The organism is Brevibacterium aurantiacum, from assembly GCF_003932995.1.
In the GTDB taxonomy this organism is placed as follows: Bacteria; Actinomycetota; Actinomycetes; order Actinomycetales; family Brevibacteriaceae; genus Brevibacterium; species Brevibacterium aurantiacum.
Genome location: NZ_CP025333.1, coordinates 1470820 through 1491705 on the forward strand (window position 1 = coordinate 1470820; position 20886 = coordinate 1491705).

Genomic DNA, 20886 nt, shown 5'->3' on the forward strand with positions numbered 1-20886 from the left:
TATTGCATCAGAGGCTGACATGCATCGGATTCGATGAGCTCGCCGCGCATGTGATTGTTACTCTGAACGGGTGGTGGCCAAGAAATTCGATCGTACGCAGTTCTTCCGCACAACCTCGGGCTTCGACCGTGACGACCTGGAGAAGGTGCTCTGGACTCTCTACTGGCGCGGCGACGCCCGGACGCGAGAACGGGTCGAGGAGCTCATCGACCCGTCTCAGGTGACCGTCACGGCCCCTACGCCGCCATCGGCCGAAGTGGTTCGCAGAAACGTCAAGGAGTTCGCTGCTCTGGCTCGTGCCGGAGCATATCTTGCACGCGATCGTCGGGTCTCGCCCAAGGAGCGCACGCGGTGGCGGTTCACCTACAAGGACCACTTCGCACAATCGTTCGCGGCTCTGTCGGCCGGAACCGGTGAAGAGATTCGCCCTGCCGTCGAGGCTGTGAGCACACTCATCACTCTGGCCTGCGAAACTGAAGGGTTCGACTACTTCCGCTCCGAGGACCCGATCGAAGCATCGAAGGTCGTGATCTCAGAGATGGTCGACCAACTGTGGACTGGTATAGGCCGGGCTCTGGGCCCGGAGGAGCTGTGCCGACTCTCGGCCGTTCAGATCGTTCACTGGGAACGCAAATACGGGTGGACTCGTTTCGGATTCGGCCGAACGTCAGAAAAGGAATCGACGTTGGCCGAGGTGCTGCCTCGTCACCTGCTGACCCCCGACATGTGGAGCAGCTTCACCGAGCACTTCATTCATGAACTCGACACGGTGGCGGGCAAGAAGTCACCGAGCTACGGCACGGTCTCCGCACGGACCGATGCCTTGGAGCCGCTCAACAAGTCACTCATCGAACGTCTGCACGCGTCAGGGGCAGATGATCGCATCGCTGCACTGCTGGACAATCGGGGTCTGACTGCGAACGGCAGAAAGAGACTGCGGGGCTATCAGCGGGCGCTCGATTCCAACTGAATCTGCCATCCGCAATGGTCTTCAGTCGCGTCGAATTCGCCCTGAGAAGGCTCGGCGAGCTTCTTTGACCAATCGTCGCCGTCAACCCGATCGCCCTTCTACGAACTCCACTGCTCAACGAAGAGAGCTCAGCATGCCGTTGCGCTGAGGTGCCGTTGCCCCAGCAATGTTCGTTATTGTCGAAGTCGGTAGATCGAGGCGGACCAGCAACAGGTTCGGATTCCTGTCCAGGAGGAGGTGAGGCCCGTGTGTAGTTCTTGTATTGAGCCGATAGCATCACTTTATGGACCTAGCGCAAACTCGGTGGCGCGTAGCGCTTGTTGGAACCGATAGTCCAGAGGGGCGGTACTGGCCGGAGACATGCGAACCTCACGAGAAGCATGGACCCAAAGATTGACTCAGGTTGGCTTCGTTGTTCATCCTGCGGTCACCAAGAAGGTTGACCTGGTCATTGCTGAGGACGAGGATTCCTTGTCGGGGAAGGCCAGGAAGGCACGAAAATATGGGATTCCGATCTTGTCTGAAGTTCAGATGGAGAACTACTTGGCCGGTAATCGGACCGGGAGTATGGCGGTGCGAGGCGTGAAGTGACTGCGTGATATTGACTGTGACGAGGCGATCGCGCGCCCTGACAGTTTCTTGCACCCAACTGTAATACCAGTTTCGGCCGAATCTTGCGTACCATCATTGGCCACTCGTTCCACCGTGTGCTTTATACACGCGGTGGAAGGAGCTCATGCAGGGCGGCTCTCAAGCACGTCAGTTCAGAGTGCTGGCCCCCGAACACACGACTTGTGGACTCCAATGAAGCCAAAATCAACTCAGGATTCGTAGAGCTTTTGAGTCCCTCCCCCGTCCGTGAGCTTTTGCCCGGTCACGTACTGGGCTCGGAGGAAAGCAGGAAGCTCACGATATGGGCGAGGTCGGTCTCTGGGCCACCGCAGCGCCATTCGGCGGCTCGATCATCCGTTGCGCGTGCATGAAACCGGTATCGATGGAGGATTTAATCCCTTGGCACATATCAGCCACTATTTCTCCGACTCCGGTGGCGTGTTTGAAGCCCTGGCCGGAGCCACCACTAGCAACGAATACTCGTGGGTCTCCAACGGGGCCGAGCACAAACTGATTATCGACTGATTCGGTGAGCAGACAGATCTTTGACTTGGCTGGAACCGGATTAACGTTTGGAAAGCTGTGAGCTACATTTTTGGATAGGTGTGCCACATCCTCAGAATGAACAGCTCTATCGATATTATTCGTATAGACGTTCCGGTCGCGGGTGGGGTCACCGTGTGTGCCGAGCTTGGTCAATCCACCTAGTTGTGCCGCACCGTGCCCCCATAGCCTGCCGACATTACCCAGATCTCGTTGAAACGGTGGTAGATCGGCAAGGGAAGGGGTGGCGTCCGAATCGTGTTGATATGTGAACCAGCATTGTGGGATACGCAATGACTTCAGTTTCAGGCGTGGCAATAATTCGGCCGTCCACGCACCTGTGGCGTACACAATTTGATTGGCACGAATGTCCCCATTTGAAGTTTGGACCACTAGTCCACTTCCATCGAGTGAGTGTCCGAACACTTCGACATTCTCCTGCAGGTCGGCACCGTGGCGCGTCGCTGCGTTGGCCGCGGCTGTCACGCACTTTTCAGGAAACAACATTCCGCCGAGTTCGTCGACGATGGCGATGTCTTCGTCGGTTATATTGCCGAAAATCGGATACTGTCGGCGAATGTCCGCAGCTTCCAACACCCGGGGGTTGATTCCATATTTGGCAACAACCGCGAGTGCAGATGCAATCAGACCTTTGTCCTTCTGCCCCATGATTAAAGCATTTGTCTGAGTAAGTAATGTATTGCTCGAATTACCCTCAAGCTCAAACCACAACTCTCGAGACAGCAACGCAAGCGGATAGAGCAGTGTGTGGTTCTGGGAAATCGAACGGAAATTCCGCGTCAGGCCGTGTGACGACCCAAAACTATTCGAGATCGTATGCTGTTCCGCCCCGAAGACTGAGATTCCCCTGGCAGCTAATCGCCACGCGATGGAGCTTCCAAACGCGCCTAGGCCGACCACAACCACATCGACGGATTTATCCGATACGTTCATTGCTTCTACCTCGCTGTTTCATACATCACGTCGGTCAAAACGTCCGAGAGGCGGCGAACTGTCTGTGTCGTAGCATGCCCCGTCTGAGCACCATATCTTTGAGGATCTCAGCTGTGAACGGTGCGTGCATGAGACCCAACATATTATGTCCAGCCGCTATGTAGGTGCTTGAAAGGCCCGGCAGCTTGTCGACCACTGGAATGCCATCTGGAGTCAACGGTCGAGCGCCCACCCACTCTTCGCTGCGGCTCTCCAGCGCAGCAGACGGCAGGTACGGTCCCACAGCTGCAACAATTTGCCTGATGCGGCTGGCATTGAACCGATCCCGGTCTCCGTCGAACTCCATAGTGCCGGCGATCCTTAACGACTTCTCTCCCAGCGGAAGCCCCGCTACATGGGCAGATTCGAACTTGAACACGTAGAGCGGGTCCCGATCGAGCTTGACGGAAAAGCTATACCCTTTTCCTGGTTTTAGAGGGAAGCGGCAGCCGGAGGCAGCGGCGACGTCAGCACTTCCGACACCAGCCGTAATTATGATGGAATCTCCTGCAAAGTCACCTCGAGTTGTGTGCAGTACCTGTCGTCCTTCCCGCTCTGTGACTGATGTTGCTCCAGTGCCTTCATGAATTTCCACTCCTGCATCGACGAGACGCTGATGGAGAGTTTCCACATAGTGGATGGGATTGGTGAAAAAACTGCCTTCATCTAAAAATCCGTAGCCTGTCGGATTCAACGTCGGCTCGATGCTGACTAGACTGCTGGGATCGAGTACCTCACCTACGCGATGAGGCATTTGACTGTCTGCTAGTCGAGCCAGAGTCGATTTCCGGCCCTCGCGAGCAGCTTCTTGAGTGCTGTACACATGTAAATAGCCTTTGTTGGATACGTCGACGCCGATCTCCTCCGCGAAGTCGAGAAACGCTTGCGTAGCAACAGATTCGACCTGTCTCAAAGCAGCTAGGTTCGCGGCGTACTTACTGGGAACCGAGTTCTGGGCGACTTTCAGAAGAAACGACAGGTACCCCGGCAGAGTTCCGGCGCTGACGTGGAGCGCACTGTCTTTCCTATATACCTGGGTCAACGCTGACACGATCAAAGACGTCTTCGCCATAGGAGTCGCTTGGTCCGGGCAAACTTGTCCTGCGTTGCCTCGAGCCGCCCCAGACCCCACTACCGAACGTTCCACCAGCACGACCTCTGCGCCGGCTTGAGTCAGTACATGCGCAGTTGTCAGGCCGATAAGTCCCGCCCCTACAATCACTACTCGCATCAGTTCTCAACCCTCCGTCTGCACTGCAGCAAGAAAACTTCGTGTTCGTGGATCATGTGGAGCTTCCAGAATCTCCGAGGGGGGCCCTTGCTCTATAATCGTGCCCCGGTCAAAGAACACCACCGTGTCTGCGATCTTCCGCGCAAACTCCAACTGATGTGTCACAACCAGCATCGTGTGATTCATTGCCGCAAGATCGTTGATAGTACGCAAAACCTCGCCAACCAGTTCCGGGTCCAATGCCGAAGTTGGCTCGTCGAACAGGAGAACATCCGGATTCATGGCTAAAGCTCGGGCAATACCCACTCGTTGCTGTTGTCCGCCGGACAACTCGGAAGGGTATGAGCCGGATTTGTCCTTCAGCCCAACCTTGCCGAGTATTTCGTCAGCTCGGCTCGAAATATCTTTTGGAGCGTCTCGTTTGACGCGGGACGGGCCGACGGTGACATTCTCGTACGCTGTCATGTGAGGGAACAGCTGGAACTGCTGAAATACAAAACCAAAACGTTGTCTTTGCCGAGCCGCGTCCGAACTTGTCAGGCGCGCAAATCCGTCTTTGTGAGGCTCAATACCGATTAATTCGTCGCCCAGAAATATTCGTCCTCCGTCAATTTGCTCTAAATTGCTCACACATCGGAGGAGCGTAGATTTTCCCGAACCTGACGGTCCGATAATACAAACAACATCGCCGCGATCTACCCGCAAAGACACGTTTGACAAGACGTTGAATTCGCCATACCACTTGTCAACATGTTGAATGTTCAGAAAGCTTCCGCCGCCTGTTTCTTCAGTCGTCATTAAATACCCCTACTGAACCGACGTTCGATAATGCCGGATATCCAGCTAAAGATCAAAACCATCACTAAGTACCAGATTGCAGCTACAAATAGCAGTTCCATGGTCAGGAAATTATTCGAATACAACTTCTTGGCAACAGTCAATAAGTCGTTGCCAGCGATCACTACAACCAAGGATGTGTTCTTCAGCATTGAAATGAACTGATTGGCAGTTGGTGGGATAATCAGACGCATTGCCTGGGGAAACACTACCCACCTCAATGATTGCCAATACGTCATACCGACCGATTCGGCTGCTTGGCTTTGGCCCCTATCGACCCCATTGACGCCAGCACGAATAATCTCCGCCATATAGGCAGCCTCGTGCAGGGCAAGGCCTAATACTGCTGCCAAAAACGGGGTCACTACGCTATTGACATTAATCTGAATGAAACCGAGATTTACGACCGGCAAAAATATAGCAATATTGTAGAAAATTAACAGCAGGATGATGAGTGGAAGTGCGCGAAAGAGCGCCACATACCCTTTGGCGAGAATCTTCCATACCGGGTTCCTGGATACCAGGCCGATAGATAGAAGTGCTCCTCCCGCGACTCCGATCAGCATCGCGAGAAATGAATACAGGAGAGTGTAGCCAACTCCGGTAAGGATTCGGTAGTCAAAGATATAAGCGAATGTTCTGGACCATTGCAGATTTCCGGCGGCAAACAGGTAGACTGTGTATCCGAATACGATGACCCCGAGGACTCCCAAGAGAGTCCTGTGGAGGCTGAAGCGCCGACGATAGTCTATGCCCCACTCTGCGCGCTGATCGGTTTGCTGTGTTGCTGTCATTGATTAGCCCTTCGATGGGCCCGCGTTGATTCCTGATTTATCGATGGCCCCCTTTTCCACCCCATAGGCTTCCAGGATCGTGGTGTATTCGCCTGAGTCCATCAACGCCTGAACCGCATCCTTGAGGACCTTCTGCAGTTCGGTGTCCTCCTTGCGAGTTCCGATTCCGTAGAAGTAGTCAGAAGAGATCGGCTTATCCACTAGCTCAAGTGCCTCTCCGTCCTGTACTGTCTTGGCTTCGTTGAGTGCGGCAGGATAATCGTTGCCTGTTGCGTCCGCGCGGCCGTTGACCACTGCAAGCGTGGCGTCGTTGCTGCTTTCGAACAGTTCGATATTGACGGACTCTTTCCCATCAGATTGGCATTGCTCGTCCTGGGTCTTTGCGCGCTGTACTGATTCCACGCCCTGCTGTAGCGCGATGCTGTGCCCACACATATCGGGCAGCCCTTCGAGCTCCAAGGGGTTACCCTTTTTGACCATCAAGGACGTGGCGGATCGGTAGTAGTCAACGAACGATACTTCCTTGCGTCGTTCGGGTAGATCAGCGAACGATTCCATGGCGAGATCAATTCGGTCGGCTTTGAGAGCCGGAATCAGGCCGTCGAACGAAACTTCTTTCACTTCCATTTCGACGCCAACTTTTTTGAGAACAGCATCCATGAGGTCATATTCCGCCCCATACTGTTCTCCTCCCTCCATATACCTCATGGGCGGGAAGGTGAAAGTCATTCCGACACTGATGCTACTTGTGTATTTGTCGGGGAGCCGTTCCGCCAATGCATCGTCGGTTTGAATCTTTTCAATAGCCTCGCGTGCCCCGTCGATTGAGTATTTGAAGCTTTGGGGACCACCCGATCGTGCGGTTGGGGACCACCGATATTGCCTGTGGGGGCCAGCAGCCGTGGACCTCGGGGCCACTGGCCGCCCATCAGCTCATCGTCACGGGTTCAAAGCAGCATGTTCTCTCATGTTGTGACTGCCGGTCTCGACCCAGACCGTGTTGTGCACGATCCGGTCCATGATCGCATCCGCGTGGACTCCGGATCCGAGTCGTTGATGCCAGTCCTTCTTCGCATACTGGGTGCAGAACACCGTCGACGCACAGTCGTAGCGGCGTTCGAGCAGTTCCAACAGCATGCTGCGCATCGACTCATCCGGATGATCGAGCAACCATTCGTCTATCACGAGAACGCTGAACGCGGCGTACTTCTTCAAGAACTTCGTCGTGCCCATCGGTTTGTCCAACGCCTGCGCCCAAGCTTCTTCAAGATCAGGCATGCGAATATAGTGCGCACGGATCCGGTGCTGGCAGGCCCGTTTGGCCAAGGCGCACCCCAGGTACGATTTCCCGGAACCGGTGAACCCTTGGAACACGACGTTCTGGCCCCGCTCGATGAAACTGCAGGTCCCCAGCTGGGCGATCACGTTCCGATCCAGGCCGCGTTCATCGACCCTATCGAGTTGACGCAGGTCGGCTGCCGGGTAGCGCAACCCGGCCCTGCGGATGAGTCCCTCGATTTTGGCGTGATTGAATACCGAATGGGCTTCATCGACGACCAGTCGCAACCGTTCGTCGAAGCTCATTCCCATGGTCAGATCCTCGTCTTGGGACTCGAGTGCCTCCAGCAGGGCCATCGCGCCCATCTCACGCAGTTTGCGCTTGGTCTCTGTATCGATCGAAGTCACCGAGTGCCTCCTGCATAGTAGGAGGCACCGCGGACGTAGCCGCCGTGCTCGACAGGCTCGGTCCGGGCGGGTCTGGTCTGGTCCTGACCGGTGGCAAGGAGCGGTTGCACATGCGCATACCGTGGCGACCGCACCGGCCCCGCCAGCGTAATCCGGCAAGCGGCTTCGACCCGTTCAGCTGAGTAGCGGCGGGAGAGTCTCAACACCGCCAAGGCAGGGTTGAGTCCTTGTTCGTCGATGGCTACAGACTCGAAGATGCGATTGATGACGACCAGCGTCGACGCCCCGATCCTCTCAGCCCATTGGCGTATCCGGGCCGCGTCCCACTGCTGGTATCTATCCCCAGCAGGAAGGTCAGCATCATTCGTGCGATACTCATTGACCGCAGTCTCTGGCAGCAGCAGGTGAGTCGTGACTCGCTGGTCCCCGCGGTAGACTTCGAGGCTGCGGTCGGTGATGCGCAGATCGACTTTGGATCCGATGTGCTCAAACGGCACCGAGTAATAGTTGCGCGCCCAGCTCACATGCCCGTTCCTGGCCACACGCCGCCCATAGATCCACTGACTGATCTCGTAGGCCACCTGCGGCAGCGGTGTCAACAGCGGTTCCTCCTCCGTGGTGAAGACACTGAGCCTGGATCCGGGCCGCTTCTGGAAAGGTTCAGCATTATAAGCGCAGACTCTCTCCTCGATCGCGGCCGTCAACGTCGGCAGCGATGTGAACCGCCGGTCACGTAGCCCTGCGATCACCCATGTGGCGACATGTCCAACAGTATTCTCAACACTCGCCTTGTCTTTTGGTGCCCTGATTCTGCCCGGTAGAACAGCAGCCGAATAGTGGGCAGCCATTTCCCGATAGGCGTCGTTGAGCACGATTTCACCGTCGCGAGGATGAGTGATGACTCCGGTCTTGAGATTGTCGGGCACGATCCGCGGTGTTGAACCGCCGAAAGCGGTGAACATCGCCACATGCGCCCGGAGCCACGAGTCCTGACTCATGTCCAGGCTCGGGTGCACGAATGCGTACCTGCTGAAGGGCAGACACGCGACGAACAGATAGACCGTCTTCGGCTTGTCTGCCCCCGTGTGCAGTTGCATTGTCGGACCGGACCAGTCGACCTCGATGGTCTGGGCGGCTTTGTGTCCCACACGAGAAGCTGCACCGGTGACGAGGACGTGGCGCTGATAGGTGCGGCAGAACCGGTCATAACTCATCGCCGGATCACCAGCCGCAGCGCACTCATCGGCGTACTCGCCATGGAGGAGCTTCAGCGTCACCCCGACCCGGGCCATTTCCTTATGGATTGCCTTCCAGTCAGGTTGGGCGAACACGCTGTGATGGTCCCCGCGGCCCGGAAACAGGAGGCCATACACTTCACTGTCAGCACGGTCCTTGACATCATCCCACCCGAGTCCCGCAGCGTCGGCGGCCTCGAGGACCTGCGTGACCGATTTGCGTGACATTGCCTGGGAGCCAGCGATCGCTCTGCCCGAGAGCCCCTCGGCTCGAAGCTGTAACACCAGCTTGGCCCTGATCTTGCGTACCATTGATAATCTCCTTTCGCCGCGTGCCCAATACACGCGGTGAAAGGAGCTTATAGTTCGTGGCCCCCGCACACGCCATAGATGGTCCCGACGCCCACGATCACGCGACCAAGCAACTGGCCCCCGAGCTCACGATTGACGGCCCCCAACAAGACGGATATTCAGTCGATTCCTCCACTTTGAGGATTCGTGGCTTTGTCGGCATCGCAGGCGGTTGTAGCAAGTAACGCGACGGCCGCCAAAGATGCTCCGATTGTTCGCTTTAGCTTAGAGAGCGGTTGTTTGGATTTCATCTGTGCCTCTCAAATGGAATATTCATTCGTTGAGTGTGCTGTGAGTCACATTACACGATGCTATCGACGTGACCGCATCGATCTTCTTCATCCTGCGCGCATCCCCCAAGGGCTCTCCGCCGGCGGTGAATGGGGCGGTGCGGCACTGCTCGCCGTCGAACATGCTGACTCGGATAAGCGCGGGCGGGCCGGATCGTATCCGCAGCTGGGAGTGCCGCTGGGCATGCTGCTGTCCTCAGGCGTCATCGCGCTGATGACCGGTGTCATCTCGCCAGGTGAAGCGTTCGTGGAGTGGGGCTGGAGGGTTCCGTTCCTGCTCTCGGTCGTGCTGGTCGGCGTCGGCTACTGGGTGCGCCGGTCGGTGGAGGACACCCCCGTGTTCAAGGAGATCCAGGTCGAGTCCGCGAAACGCAAGGCCCCGATCCTGGTGCTATTCAAGAGGCATCTGCCGTTGGTGATCGTCGCTGCTCTGATCTTTGCCGGCAACAACGCCAGCGGGTACATGACCACCGGCGGCTTCGTCACGAAGTACGCGACGACCGATGGAGTGGGATTCTCACAGACCGATGTGCTGCTGGCGATCACCTTCGGATCGTTCGTGTGGCTGGTGTCGACGGCTGTCTCGGGCTATTTGGCCGACCGGATCGGGCGGGTTCGTACCTACGTGTGTGGCTTCGTCATTCTCATTGCCACGGCGTTCCCACTGTTCTGGCTCATCGACACAGGTTCGCTCGCCTTGATGTATCTGGCACTGGGCATCTTCTCGATCGGTCTGGGGCTGTCGTACGGTCCGCAGGCGGCGCTCTACGTGGAGCTGTTCCCGGCCTCGATCCGGTTCAGCGGTGTCGCGATCTCCTATGCGCTAGGTGCCGTGATCGGCGGGGCGTTCGCACCGACGATTGCGCAGGCTCTGCTGCAGGCGACGGGTACGACGGCGTCGGTGTCGATCTACCTCGTAGGGATGTCCGTGATCTCGCTGGTCGCTGTGTCCCTGGTCAAGGATCGGAAGGGGATTGATCTGTCCGTGGGGAATGAGGCGGAGCAGTCTCGTGGGGTTTGGCGGGGTGGGAAGTAGCCGAGCCTGAACTGCGAATCCCAGGCAGGTCATTGTCGGCTGGTCAGACGGAGGTCGAGCCAGGTGACGAGGCGATCATCCGGAATGTCGAGTCGAATGTCGAACAGCTCCTTCGCTCGTCTCACACGGTAGCGCAATGTATTGGGGTGAATCCCCAAGTCCTCTGCGGCCCGCTGAACATCCTCGGGATGGGCAAGGTACGCCATGAGGGAGTTGCGATACTCGGTCCGCTTCTTCCTGTCGTGTTCGAGCAGCAAGGTGACTGCCGGATGCTCTGAATGTTGGCCCCTGTCGGTCTTCTTCAGGGCTCGTAAACGTATCTGTGAGTGCACATCGGTCCGTGCAGCAATGGCCGGACTTCCGGCGCTGTCGTTGATGACTGCGAGGACCTCATCGACTTCGGCCCGCATTGCGGTGATCCGTTCGATCCCGCATTCCGGTGAGCTCACGGCAGCGATCGCTTCACATCCGAGTCTGGCTTCGATCGCATCGATCGTGCCGGCGACCAGGCGTTTGGGCATGGCCTTGTCCCTCACAACGGGAAGCAGCACGTAGGCGATCTGACCGATCGGAACGCTGGAGACGTTCGCGCGGAAGACGCTGCAATATTGTTCCGCCACTGTGGCCAGCTCGTGGATCGGTGAGGCACTGCCGTCCTCGGTCGATCGAATCATGAAACCGACGATCACCGAGTCAAGGCCGGAGGATATGCCGAAGCGGGAGGCCGTCGCCGGTACCCCGGGATGTCCGTACAGCAGGGAACGCAACCATTCAGATCGGACCTGACGTTCCAGATCGCGAGCGTTCTGAGCTCTCAGGATCTGAATAGAGGCCAGTCGGCAAGCCTCGATAATCGCTGCCTCTGCGTTCGCGCCGACGGGTAGGTCCTTCTCGATGACCCAGATCGACCCCACAGCCACACGTCCAGCACGAATGGCAGCGGAGCAGCGAGCCAGTTCTCCATCTGCTGGATCATAGGGAAAATGGACCACGCCGGAGGCCTGCATGACTTCTCGGTATTGGTCGTTGTTCTTCGACAGGTCCGGGACCTGACGCGCCAGAATGCCGTTTTGCCTCACGGAATCGACTACCTGGCCATCGACGGTCGAATAGGCCAGGACATTGCGCTCAAGATCCTCGATCGCCACGGACCCGCCCGCAGCCATTGCCACGGCATTGGCCAGTTCGAACAGCCCAGTCTCATTGATCCCGTCATCGGTTCTTTGTCCCGAGGTCACAGCGCTCAGCATCTCATCGAGGTGACGCCAGGGGATGTCATCATTGACGACGATCACCGCGATAGTTGAGGGAAGAGAGCCGAGGCTCGCCGCGGAACGGCCGTGAAGTTTGATTGCCACAGCCGAATAGCCGCGCTCGACCACCTCGGCGACGATCTGGGGCATGTTCTCATTATCCGAAGCGACTCCGACCAAGAACAGAACCCCGCCAGGCAGGTCCGGAAGATCGTCCAATGGGTCGAAGACGACCGCAGTGGATATCACCCGTTCGAGTAGCTTGTCCGCTGTCGTAGGGCTCTGGCACACCGTCGGCCCGACCGTGGTGATCAATCGACTCACTGTCAGCACCTCATCCGGCATAGCTTCGTCTCTCCTTTGTCGAAAACAACAACCCGCAGGACTAAAACTTATCAATATGGGCAATGAAGGGCGAGGAGAAGCTGGGTATTCTCGCTTCCAACGTCCATGTCCAGAGTGAAATGTCGACTGACAGAGTGAGAGGAGTCAATGTGACAATCGAGGAAACCCCGATCGGCTTGAACCGCACTGCTTCGGTACTGCCCGAAGAGGCATCGATCGCCGACGGCGGAGAACTGCACATCGGCGGCTGCCCGGTCACCGAGTTGGTCGCCACCTACGGCACTCCCGCCTATGTCTTCGATGAGCTCGGACTGCGGCGCCAGATCAGACGGTTTGTCGATGGGTTGCAGAGCCGCTGGCCGAGTTCGGAGGTCCTCTTCGCCTCAAAGTCCCTTCCAGCTGTGGCTATGTACTCCATCGCCCGGTCCGAAGGTCTGAGCGTCGACGTCGCCGGTGCCGGCGAGCTGAGCATGGCACTGGCCGCCGGCGTCAACCCCGAGCGGATCTACCTGCACGGCAACGCAAAATCCGACGCTGAGCTCAAGCTGGCCGTCGACGCCGGCATCCGCGCGGTCATGGTCGACAACTTCGATGACATCCGACGACTGAAGTCTCTGGTCGCGAAACCGCAGTCCGTCTTCATTCGGATGATCCCGGGGATATCTCCGACCACCCATGACTCTCAGGTGACCGGCGGCAGCGATTCGAAGTTCGGTCTGCCCGCCGATCAGATCGCAGCGGCCGTCGCAGAGATCCGCGACGATCCGTACCTGCAGCTCGACGGAGTCCATCTGCACATCGGTTCGCAGATCCTCGAGACCGAACCCTTCGCCGGAGCCGTCGAGTCCGTCAGCCACCTCGGACCGTTCGCAGCCTATGACATCGGTGGGGGACTGGGAGTGACCTACACCCCGGATGAGCCTGCACCAAGTGTCGACGAGTACCTGGACTCCATCGTCTCGGCGGCGAGTCGCCTGCTTCCAGAAGACGCGAAACTTCTCATCGAACCGGGCCGAGCCATCGTCGCCCGCGCCGGGGTCACCTTGTATCGAGTGAACACCGTCAAACGCACTGCGAAGACCTTCGTCGCCGTTGACGGTGGCATGGCCGACAACCTCGACATCGCTTTGACCCAGCAGACGTACGAGGCGTATTCGGCAACGAAGTTCGATCGTCAGCCCGATACCACGTGTGATCTAGTCGGACGCCAATGTGAGTCCGGGGACCTGCTGCGTGCTGATGTTGGTCTGGTTGATCCGCAGGTCGATGACATCATCATCATGCCAGCCACCGGAGCTTACTCCTATACGATGGCCAACCACTACAACGGCGCTCTGACTCCGCCCATCGTCTTCTGTAGAAATGGAACAAGTCGTCTGGGAGCCCGACGAGAGACCGAAGAGGACGTGATGCGACTGCAGCAACCTGGACTCATCGAGGAATGGTGACGTCGCCGAACCCGGCCTGAATCGACTGGAAGAACGCCGACGACGGTTCACGAAAACCTTCATCGCCCCAGTTCGCGGACCACTTCATATTGAGATCGGTCATCGATTCAGATGTACTGGAGGCCGATCTGCACTCAAAGATGACATGCAATTGATATCGAAAGGTCTCCTGAGATGGATATTCTCTCCGTAATACCACCGTTCGTCGCTGTGTTGCTTGCTGTCGTGACCAAACGCGTGATCATTTCGCTGTTCGTCAGCGTACTGTCCGGGGCGCTGATCCATGCAGGAGGCAACCCGGCCGTGGCCGTGGGGACCACATTCACGTGGATGAAGGACGTGATGATCGACCCCTGGAACGCACGATTCCTGGTCATGACACTGCTGCTGGGAGCTGGTGCGGCGTTCATGTTCAAGTCCGGTGGCTCGGCAGGACTGATCCGCTTGCTGGCCAGCAGGCTGACCTCCAAGGTGCGAGTCGGGATGCTGGCCTGGGTGCTCGGAATCCTGATCTTCTTCAACGACTACGTCAACTCGGTGATCGTGGGCAACGCCACCAAGGATATTGCAGCCAAATACCGCATGTCTCGAGAGAAGTTGGCGTATCTGATGGACTCGACCGCGGCCCCCATGGCCACTATCGGGCCGGTCTCCGACTGGATCGGTTTCCAAGTCTCGCTCATTGCCGCGGCGATAGCGACTCTCGGCTTGTCCGGGATTGAACCATATTTTGAGTTTCTGCAGTCGATCCCTTGGAACTTCTACGCACTGCTCTGTCTCCTGGCGGTCCCAATGATCATTCTGGGCAAGGACTTCGGCCCGATGGCCAAGGCGGAGCACCGTGCCGAGACGACTGGCGAACTCGTTCCTTCGGGGTCGACCCCTCTCTCCTCGGTCGAAGCCGATCTGGGGGAGCCTTTCAAGAAGGTCTCCAGCGTCTGGAACTTCATTCTTCCTGTTGTCGCCCTGGTGTCAGTCGCTGTGTGGGGGCTCTGGTACACAGGAGGCGGCGCCGAGGGCAAGTCGCTCATGCAGGCAATCGCGGACACTGACGTTTCCATCGCCCTGACCCTGGGGGCCTTCGCGATGACTGTAACCGGCATAATTCTGGCGCTGATTCAGAAGATGGGGTTCCGGGAGATCGAAGAGACACTGCTCGGGGGATTCCGCACCATGCTGCCGGCACTGGTCATCATCGTCCTCGCTTGGTCGATCGGCAAAGTGACTGATGAGTTGGGAACTGCCGAATTCGTGGTGGACGTGACGAGCGGGTGGATGACGCCTGCTCTGCTGCCGTTCCTCATCTTCGTCATCTGCATGTTCATCTCGTTCTCGACTGGTACGTCCTGGGGCACGATGACGATTGTCACGCCAGTGGCGATCCCGCTGGCTTACTCGACCGGTGGCACGGAGATGCTGCCAATCATCATCGGCGCTGTGTTCGCCGGAGCGATCTTCGGAGATCATGTGTCTCCGATCTCTGACACCACAGTGCTGGCCTCGATCTTCGCTGAGTCAGACCACATCGCCCACGTGAATACGCAGATTCCCTATGCCGCAGTGCCCGCAGGCATCGCCGGAGTCCTCTACCTCTTGTCACCGATGATCGGTAACGCCTGGATACTTCTCGGACTCGGTATCATCGTGCAGTTCCTCGTACTATGGTTCCTCGGGAACAGAGCTCAACGGAAACTCGAGGCAAAGGGCAGCCAGGCGCTCGCGTGACTGATGTATAAGAAGTTCGACACGGGGTGAGAGAGGAGCACATTGGTCCGGAAACACTGAGCAGCATCACGCTCACATTGCCACCTCTCCTTGCATCAGTTCCTTCCGACTTCTTATCGTCGTTCCGTGGACGGCGGATCGATGATCCGCCTGAGATTCCAGCTTTGGAGAGACTCTGGAATGGTCCCCGATTGTCCTAGAGTCCCTGTCCCGCCACCCCAGCATTCCCCATCCGAGCCCGCTCCACGGCCACCGCAATATGAACCCGATTGCTCGTATCCAGCTTGATGTTGATGCGGTTGAGGTGAGTCTTCACCGTGGCCTGACTCATGAATGTGGCGTCAGCGATCTCCTGGTTCGACAGGCCTTGAGCCACGAGGATCGCGATCTCGAGCTCACGTTCGGTGAGGTCGGCCAGCATCTCCTCGGCCTCATGTTGCCGACGTTGGTCCTGATCGGTCGTCACCTTCGTGATCAGCTGCTGCATCGACCGAGGCGAGAGGATCGGCTCGCCGAGGTGCACCTTGCGGATCGCCTCGGCGAGGGCGACTGGAGCAATGTCCTTGAGCAGATAACCTGCGGCACCGGCCTCGAGGGCACGGAAGAGGTAATCGTCGGTGTCGAAACTCGTCAACGCAACGACCTGGGGTGGTCGGACGCTGTTGACGAGACGCTCGATAGCTTCGATGCCGCCGATTCCGGGCATCCGAATGTCCGTGAGCACGACATCGGGAAAATGAAGTGCCGCCTTGTCGAGCGCCTCTTCGCCGCTCGAGGCAGACCCCACAACCTCGATGTCTTCGGCAGGATGGAGGATCCCTGTGATCCCGGTGACGACCATCGGGTCGTCATCGACGACGATCACCCGGACCGGGGCAGCGTTCTGGCTCATGGTCGACACACTACCCGAGGGGTATGACATCGATAGTTCGTCCGGCTTCAGCCCTGACGTTCGAACGGTGGAAGCGTCACATCGACGAGGAATGAGCCGTCACGGACACCGATGAAGACCTCTCCGCCGAGCATTGCCACTCGTTCCCGAATTCCGACGAGTCCGGCGCCGGCACCTGTCGACGACAGAGACTGCTGAGCGCCAGGGTTGGCTGGACCTACGCGGGGCGCCGAGGTGGGGTAGGGCGGAATGCCGGGACCCGCCTCGGCGGTGGTGCGGGGTGGGTGGAAGCGCTGGGCCGACGGTTCAGCGGGATTGGCGATGACGATCCGGGCGCCGAGGTCGGCCGAGACCGTGACCCCGAGAGTCACGGGCGCGCCCGGGGCATGCTTCATCGCATTCGTCAGTGATTCCTGGACGATTCGATACACCGCGCGGTCGAGGACCGTGGGTGCGCTCTCGACGTCCTGGATGATGATTGATGGCCGGATGATCGTGCCGGTGGCCTGCACCGAGGCGACCAGCTGCGGGATCGAACGCATCGATGTCAGGCTTGGGGGAGTCGACGCCTCCTTCTGCGGACCGGCATTGGCCAACGTCCCCTCACGGACTCCGCCGACAAGATGCCGCAGGTCTTCCAGGGATGCATGGGCCTCCTGACGCAGCGCCGAGGCGGTCGAGGCGATAGCGGGGTCATCGTTGCCGCCGACCTCGAGAGCGCCGCTGTGCAAGGAGATGACCGAGAGACGGTGGGAGAGCGTGTCGTGGAGTTCGCGGGCGAGAAGTTCGCGCTCGGAGGTGCGAGCAAGTTCGGCGGAAAGGTTCTCACTGCGCCGAGACTGCCGTTGGGCGAAGGACTCGACGGCACGCATGCGACGCGTGCGGCGCAGCAGGAACCCGAATCCGAGGCTGATCGCCAGCCCCATGAGCCCGGCGATGACCGTGAGCATGTTCATCCCGAACACGGATTCCTCTGCGGGCAGTGAGCCATCGACCCCGGGAATCTGGTTCGGGTCCGAGAGGAAGAGAATGCCGAAGGGATTGTTCGCCGGACTCTGCAGGCACAGGCGGACCACCCCGACGGTGATCAGCAACGCCCCGATGGCCGTGGCGGTCAGCGCCTGTTTGCGCGGAGAGCGGACGAGGAGATGGAACAGGCCGATGAGCATGAGGGTTCCGTCGCCCCAGGCGGTGGCGAGCACCGCGCCGATGACGAAGGGAATCCACGGCCATCGATGCCGCGCGAAGACGGAGAGCCAGAGGAAGGCTGCCAGAAGTCCGAGGAGCACGCCGAGGGTGCTGAGCATGCCGGTGTCATCGAAGGCCGGTGGGAACGCGAGCAGCGCGAAGAAGGACAGCGGAACACCGAGGATCCACGCGACGGTGCCGACGAGGATGCGCACAACGATGCGCACCGTGCGGCGTGACCGTGAATCACGCAGGCGCTGCTGGCCCTGGGGCGGAAGAGGTTGGTCTGACACGAGAGCATCGTATCCTGCGGCGCTGACATACGTAGTCCATCGTTCGGCCAGACCGGGTCCACCGATCGGCTGGCAGAGTCTGGCCGACAGGTGGATTCGCCAATTGAAGAACTTCGACAGGCTGAGAGAGTCGAAATCCACGGCTCCGCTTGGTCAGCAGCGATGCATCGACCGCAGTCCTGCCCGGTCTCGGAGCCCATCACCTCAAGGAGTGAAATGTCGAACTATCAGGATCCACAGCAGGCAGGCCCCAGCTACCGTATGCCGCAGGTTCCCACCGGAAACCAGGAGCCCAGGGCTCCCCAATACTTTCCCCAGGTGCCACAGGGACAGAAGCCGGTGAAGGTCAAGAAGCCGCTGTTCAAACGATGGTGGTTCTGGGCGCTCGTGATCGTCGCGCTCATCATCATCGTCTCCGCCATCAACGGTGGCGGAGACGACGCACCGACGACCTCGGCGTCGCAGGAGCAGTCGGACGCGGCCTCGACCAGCGACGATGGTGCCGGCGACCCAGCGGAGGAGGCTGCCCCGGTCGCGGAAGAGCCGGCGGATGACGCCCCGGCGGAGGAAGCTCCTGTCGAAGAACAGGCACCGGCGGAAGAACCGGAACCGGAGGCCCCCGCTGAACACAGCTCGGCACTCAACCAGGCCGACACCTACGCCAACACGATGCACATGAGCAAGGCAGGGGTCTTCGACCAGCTGACGAGCGAATACGGTGGCCAATTCTCTGAAGACGCGGCACAGTACGCCGTGGACAACGTCGACGCAGATTGGAACGAGAACGCTCTGGAGTCGGCCAAGACCTACCAGGACGACATGTCGATGTCGCCCGATGCCATCCACGACCAGCTGACCAGCGAATACGGTGGGCAGTTCACTCAAGAGGAGGCGGACTACGCGATCGAAAACCTGAACAGCTGAAGGGCACTCACCCGCGGGCTCGGGGCATGGCGAAAGCGCTCCGAGCCCGCATCAGACTGCCAGGGCGCGAGCTCGGTCGCTGATCGCCTGTGCCGCATCAAGCGTCTGCCCGAGGAATCCTGCCCCGAATAGCTTGACGTGTGCAAGGAGGGCGAAGAAGTTGTGCACGGGAAGGTCGTCACGCCAGCCGACGGGCATCGGATGGACCGCCTCGTAGCCGGCGAAGATGTCATCGAGGAGCGGTGTGCCGAACAGCGCCAGCATCGCGAGGTCTTCGAGGCGTTGCCCACCATGGGCGGCAGGGTCGATGAGGGTGCAGCCGTCGGGCGTCCACATGAGGTTTCCGGCCCAGAGGTCTCCGTGGACTCGGGCGGGAGTCTCTGTTCCCTTTCCTGCGATCCCGTCGAAGGTGCCGCCGGCGATGGCGTTGATCGCCGAGGTGATGGTTTGGTTCTCGTCCTTCGACAGCTGATCGTCGATGTCGTTCGCCACAGGCTCCAACCGGGTCTCCACCCAGAACTCGGTGAACGACGCACATGATGCGACCTCAACCTCGAACGGAGAGTCGAGCGGACCGAACCACGCGGGCTCTGCCGGTGACCAGCCGAATGCTGGGGCACCGGAGTCGTGGAGCAAGGCGAGCCGACGGCCGAAAGCGAAGGCCGAATGCGCATCCGGGGCGGTCTCTTCGACACGACCGAGACGCAGACTGGTCTTATCGTGATCGATAACGCTTACGACTGGCACGACATCGGGCTCGGCCAGCCATTCGAGACCGGCAGCCTCGGCGGCGAAGAATCCGCGGGGGGCACTGGTGCGCTGTTTGATGAATTCCGCCATGGCACCAGGGTAGTGGCTGGTGCGGTCGATTCACGCGCCATGCCACATCGCGCTTGGCGGTGCTGGTTCCAACTATGAGCCCAGAAGCGCGAGGGGAACCACAGCTACTCCATCCTGTCTGCGATAGGCGAACTTTCCGGATGTGACGACGATTTTGTCGATGAGCTCATCACCAATCTTCTCGTGCAGCCAATTGAGGTGACGAACGTCGGAATCATCGATTTCCGAGGCGAGCTTGATCTCTATTGCTACGACACGACCATCTGGACTCTCGACGATCAGATCTACTTCGTGATCTCCGGAGTGTGTCCTCAGATGACCTACCTGGTGACCGAACGGTGGGACATAGCAACGAACGCACAATGTGACGAGAGTCTCGAAGAGCGATCCGAGAAGGGGGCCGTTCTTCAGGCTCCGATAGTTGCGGTTAGTGTCTGCACGCGTTCGGTTTCCGAGAAGAGACTCCGGAGTCGCGCGGAGGAGCCGTGCTGCAAGAGCCGGATCTGCGAGCTGATGTTTCGGCTTGTTTCCCAGTCTATTCAGTTCTCCGCCTTCGGGTGCCCAAGCGGGAATTTCGTCCAGCAGCCACAGCTGGGCGAGGGCTTCCCTGAAATCCCCTATGGTCGCGCGACTTGGGCGACTCTCCTTTGTAACGGCCGCCGCGATAGATTCGAAACTTGCAGTCGTTGAGGCAGCTGCGGCATAAGCACGGAGCCACGCGAGCAGTGCTTGTGGTCGCCTGAACATTGAACCGAGTGCGGGGACTTCCCGCTGCAGCGCATAAGTAAGGTAGGCATCGAGTTCGTCGGCCACCGTTGCTTCGGATCCGTGTCGGAGGGCAGGAAAACCCGAAGACACAATTTCGCGCACGTACGAGTCGAGAGACACATCAGTTGTTCCTTCGATGTCGACGCTGACGTCGGCAAGGATTTGACCGAGGCTTACCGATGGTTCGTCGAGGCGGCGCTCTGCCAGGGACATTGGGTACATGCGGAGCCGAACGATACGACCCGCACCAGTGTGGATCTGTGCGTCGTTGGTGTTCGCGCTGCCTGTGAGAAGAAAGCGACCCGGAGTACGGTCATGATCAACCTCTCGGCGGACGTGGTCCCAAATCGGCGGATCGTACTGCCACTCGTCTAAAAGGACTGGACGATCGGCTGAGCTGGTTCGACCACGGTCAGCGCGAAGGATTGCCAGTTCTTCAGGGTTATCCAATGTGAAGACAGACCCCGCCAGTCTTGATGCGGTCGCCGATTTCCCCACGGCCTTTGGCCCGTCTAAGGCAATGGCGGGGAATCTCTTCAGAGCGTCTGAAATGACTCCGTCAAGGATTCGTGGTTGATACTCCATGGACCAAGATTACAGTTTCGCTGTCACTTGTTGAACAGTTTCGCAGC

The 20886-nt window shown here is 58.8% G+C and carries 18 protein-coding genes; 6 read left to right on the top strand and 12 right to left on the bottom strand.

Features of this window, described 5'->3' with window-relative positions; translation table 11 throughout:
• Positions 1-73: 73 nt before the first annotated feature.
• Positions 74-970 carry a hypothetical protein gene (locus tag CXR25_RS06815; RefSeq protein WP_125240466.1) on the top strand — a complete coding sequence of 299 codons (897 nt, stop codon included), beginning with the start codon at positions 74-76 and terminating at the stop codon, positions 968-970.
• Between the two features lie 360 nt (positions 971-1330).
• Positions 1331-1561, top strand: coding sequence for a BRCT domain-containing protein (locus CXR25_RS06820; RefSeq protein WP_096177473.1), 231 nt, complete (start codon positions 1331-1333; stop codon positions 1559-1561).
• Between the two features lie 315 nt (positions 1562-1876).
• On the opposite strand, the gene CXR25_RS06825 is transcribed toward CXR25_RS06820, so the two are convergent.
• From CXR25_RS06825 to istA, 7 genes are all read right to left on the bottom strand, one after another.
• Positions 1877-3079 carry an FAD-dependent oxidoreductase gene (locus tag CXR25_RS06825; protein ID WP_096177472.1) on the bottom strand — a complete coding sequence of 401 codons (1203 nt, stop codon included), beginning with the start codon at positions 3077-3079 and terminating at the stop codon, positions 1877-1879.
• A 34-nt stretch (positions 3080-3113) separates the two neighbouring features.
• Entirely contained in the window at positions 3114-4349 is a 1236-nt protein-coding gene (locus tag CXR25_RS06830) for an NAD(P)/FAD-dependent oxidoreductase (protein ID WP_096177471.1), read from the bottom strand.
• Positions 4350-4355: 6 nt separating this feature from the next.
• Complete coding sequence (locus CXR25_RS06835; protein WP_096177470.1) at positions 4356-5147, bottom strand: amino acid ABC transporter ATP-binding protein; 792 nt, start codon at positions 5145-5147, stop codon at positions 4356-4358.
• Positions 5147-5980 carry an amino acid ABC transporter permease gene (locus CXR25_RS06840; RefSeq protein WP_096177469.1) on the bottom strand — a complete coding sequence of 278 codons (834 nt, stop codon included), beginning with the start codon at positions 5978-5980 and terminating at the stop codon, positions 5147-5149. The genes CXR25_RS06835 and CXR25_RS06840 overlap by 1 nt, the downstream gene beginning before the upstream one ends.
• Positions 5981-5983: 3 nt before the next feature.
• Positions 5984-6709: an ABC transporter substrate-binding protein gene (locus CXR25_RS06845; protein ID WP_125240467.1), complete on the bottom strand. Its 726-nt coding sequence runs from the start codon at positions 6707-6709 to the stop codon at positions 5984-5986.
• Between the two features lie 210 nt (positions 6710-6919).
• Positions 6920-7666, bottom strand: a complete 747-nt coding sequence (locus CXR25_RS06850) for an ATP-binding protein (RefSeq protein WP_125240468.1) — start codon at positions 7664-7666, stop codon at positions 6920-6922.
• Positions 7663-9213 carry an IS21 family transposase gene (istA, locus tag CXR25_RS06855; protein ID WP_125240469.1) on the bottom strand — a complete coding sequence of 517 codons (1551 nt, stop codon included), beginning with the start codon at positions 9211-9213 and terminating at the stop codon, positions 7663-7665. Before istA ends, CXR25_RS06850 begins: the two co-directional genes overlap by 4 nt.
• A gap of 330 nt (positions 9214-9543) precedes the next feature.
• Here istA and CXR25_RS06860 point away from each other — a divergent pair, with 330 nt between their 5' ends.
• Positions 9544-10578, top strand: a complete 1035-nt coding sequence (locus CXR25_RS06860; RefSeq protein WP_308298246.1) for an MFS transporter — start codon at positions 9544-9546, stop codon at positions 10576-10578.
• A 29-nt stretch (positions 10579-10607) separates the two neighbouring features.
• Here the strand turns inward: CXR25_RS06860 and CXR25_RS06865 are convergent, their stop codons facing one another.
• Positions 10608-12155, bottom strand: a complete 1548-nt coding sequence (locus tag CXR25_RS06865; RefSeq protein WP_164513950.1) for a PucR family transcriptional regulator — start codon at positions 12153-12155, stop codon at positions 10608-10610.
• Positions 12156-12325: 170 nt separating this feature from the next.
• Between CXR25_RS06865 and lysA the strand changes: the two genes are divergently transcribed.
• Both lysA and CXR25_RS06875 read left to right on the top strand, forming a co-directional pair.
• Positions 12326-13624: a diaminopimelate decarboxylase gene (gene lysA / locus CXR25_RS06870; protein WP_241212396.1), complete on the top strand. Its 1299-nt coding sequence runs from the start codon at positions 12326-12328 to the stop codon at positions 13622-13624.
• A gap of 174 nt (positions 13625-13798) precedes the next feature.
• A complete protein-coding gene (locus CXR25_RS06875; protein WP_096177465.1) occupies positions 13799-15349 on the top strand; it encodes a Na+/H+ antiporter NhaC family protein in 1551 nt (516 codons plus the stop codon).
• Positions 15350-15545: 196 nt separating this feature from the next.
• On the opposite strand, the gene CXR25_RS06880 is transcribed toward CXR25_RS06875, so the two are convergent.
• Together CXR25_RS06880 and CXR25_RS06885 are read right to left on the bottom strand one after the other, a co-directional pair.
• Complete coding sequence (locus tag CXR25_RS06880) at positions 15546-16241, bottom strand: response regulator (protein WP_096167613.1); 696 nt, start codon at positions 16239-16241, stop codon at positions 15546-15548.
• A gap of 47 nt (positions 16242-16288) precedes the next feature.
• On the bottom strand, positions 16289-17863 hold the full coding sequence (locus tag CXR25_RS06885) for a sensor histidine kinase (RefSeq protein WP_241212397.1): 1575 nt from the start codon (positions 17861-17863) through the stop codon (positions 16289-16291).
• A gap of 75 nt (positions 17864-17938) precedes the next feature.
• Between CXR25_RS06885 and CXR25_RS06890 the strand changes: the two genes are divergently transcribed.
• Complete coding sequence (locus CXR25_RS06890; RefSeq protein WP_226829474.1) at positions 17939-18646, top strand: Ltp family lipoprotein; 708 nt, start codon at positions 17939-17941, stop codon at positions 18644-18646.
• Between the two features lie 51 nt (positions 18647-18697).
• Here the strand turns inward: CXR25_RS06890 and CXR25_RS06895 are convergent, their stop codons facing one another.
• Together CXR25_RS06895 and CXR25_RS06900 are read right to left on the bottom strand one after the other, a co-directional pair.
• A complete protein-coding gene (locus CXR25_RS06895; RefSeq protein WP_096158557.1) occupies positions 18698-19486 on the bottom strand; it encodes a fructosamine kinase family protein in 789 nt (262 codons plus the stop codon).
• 72 nt (positions 19487-19558) lie between these two features.
• Complete coding sequence (locus CXR25_RS06900) at positions 19559-20839, bottom strand: ATP-binding protein (protein ID WP_096158558.1); 1281 nt, start codon at positions 20837-20839, stop codon at positions 19559-19561.
• Positions 20840-20886 lie beyond the last annotated feature (47 nt).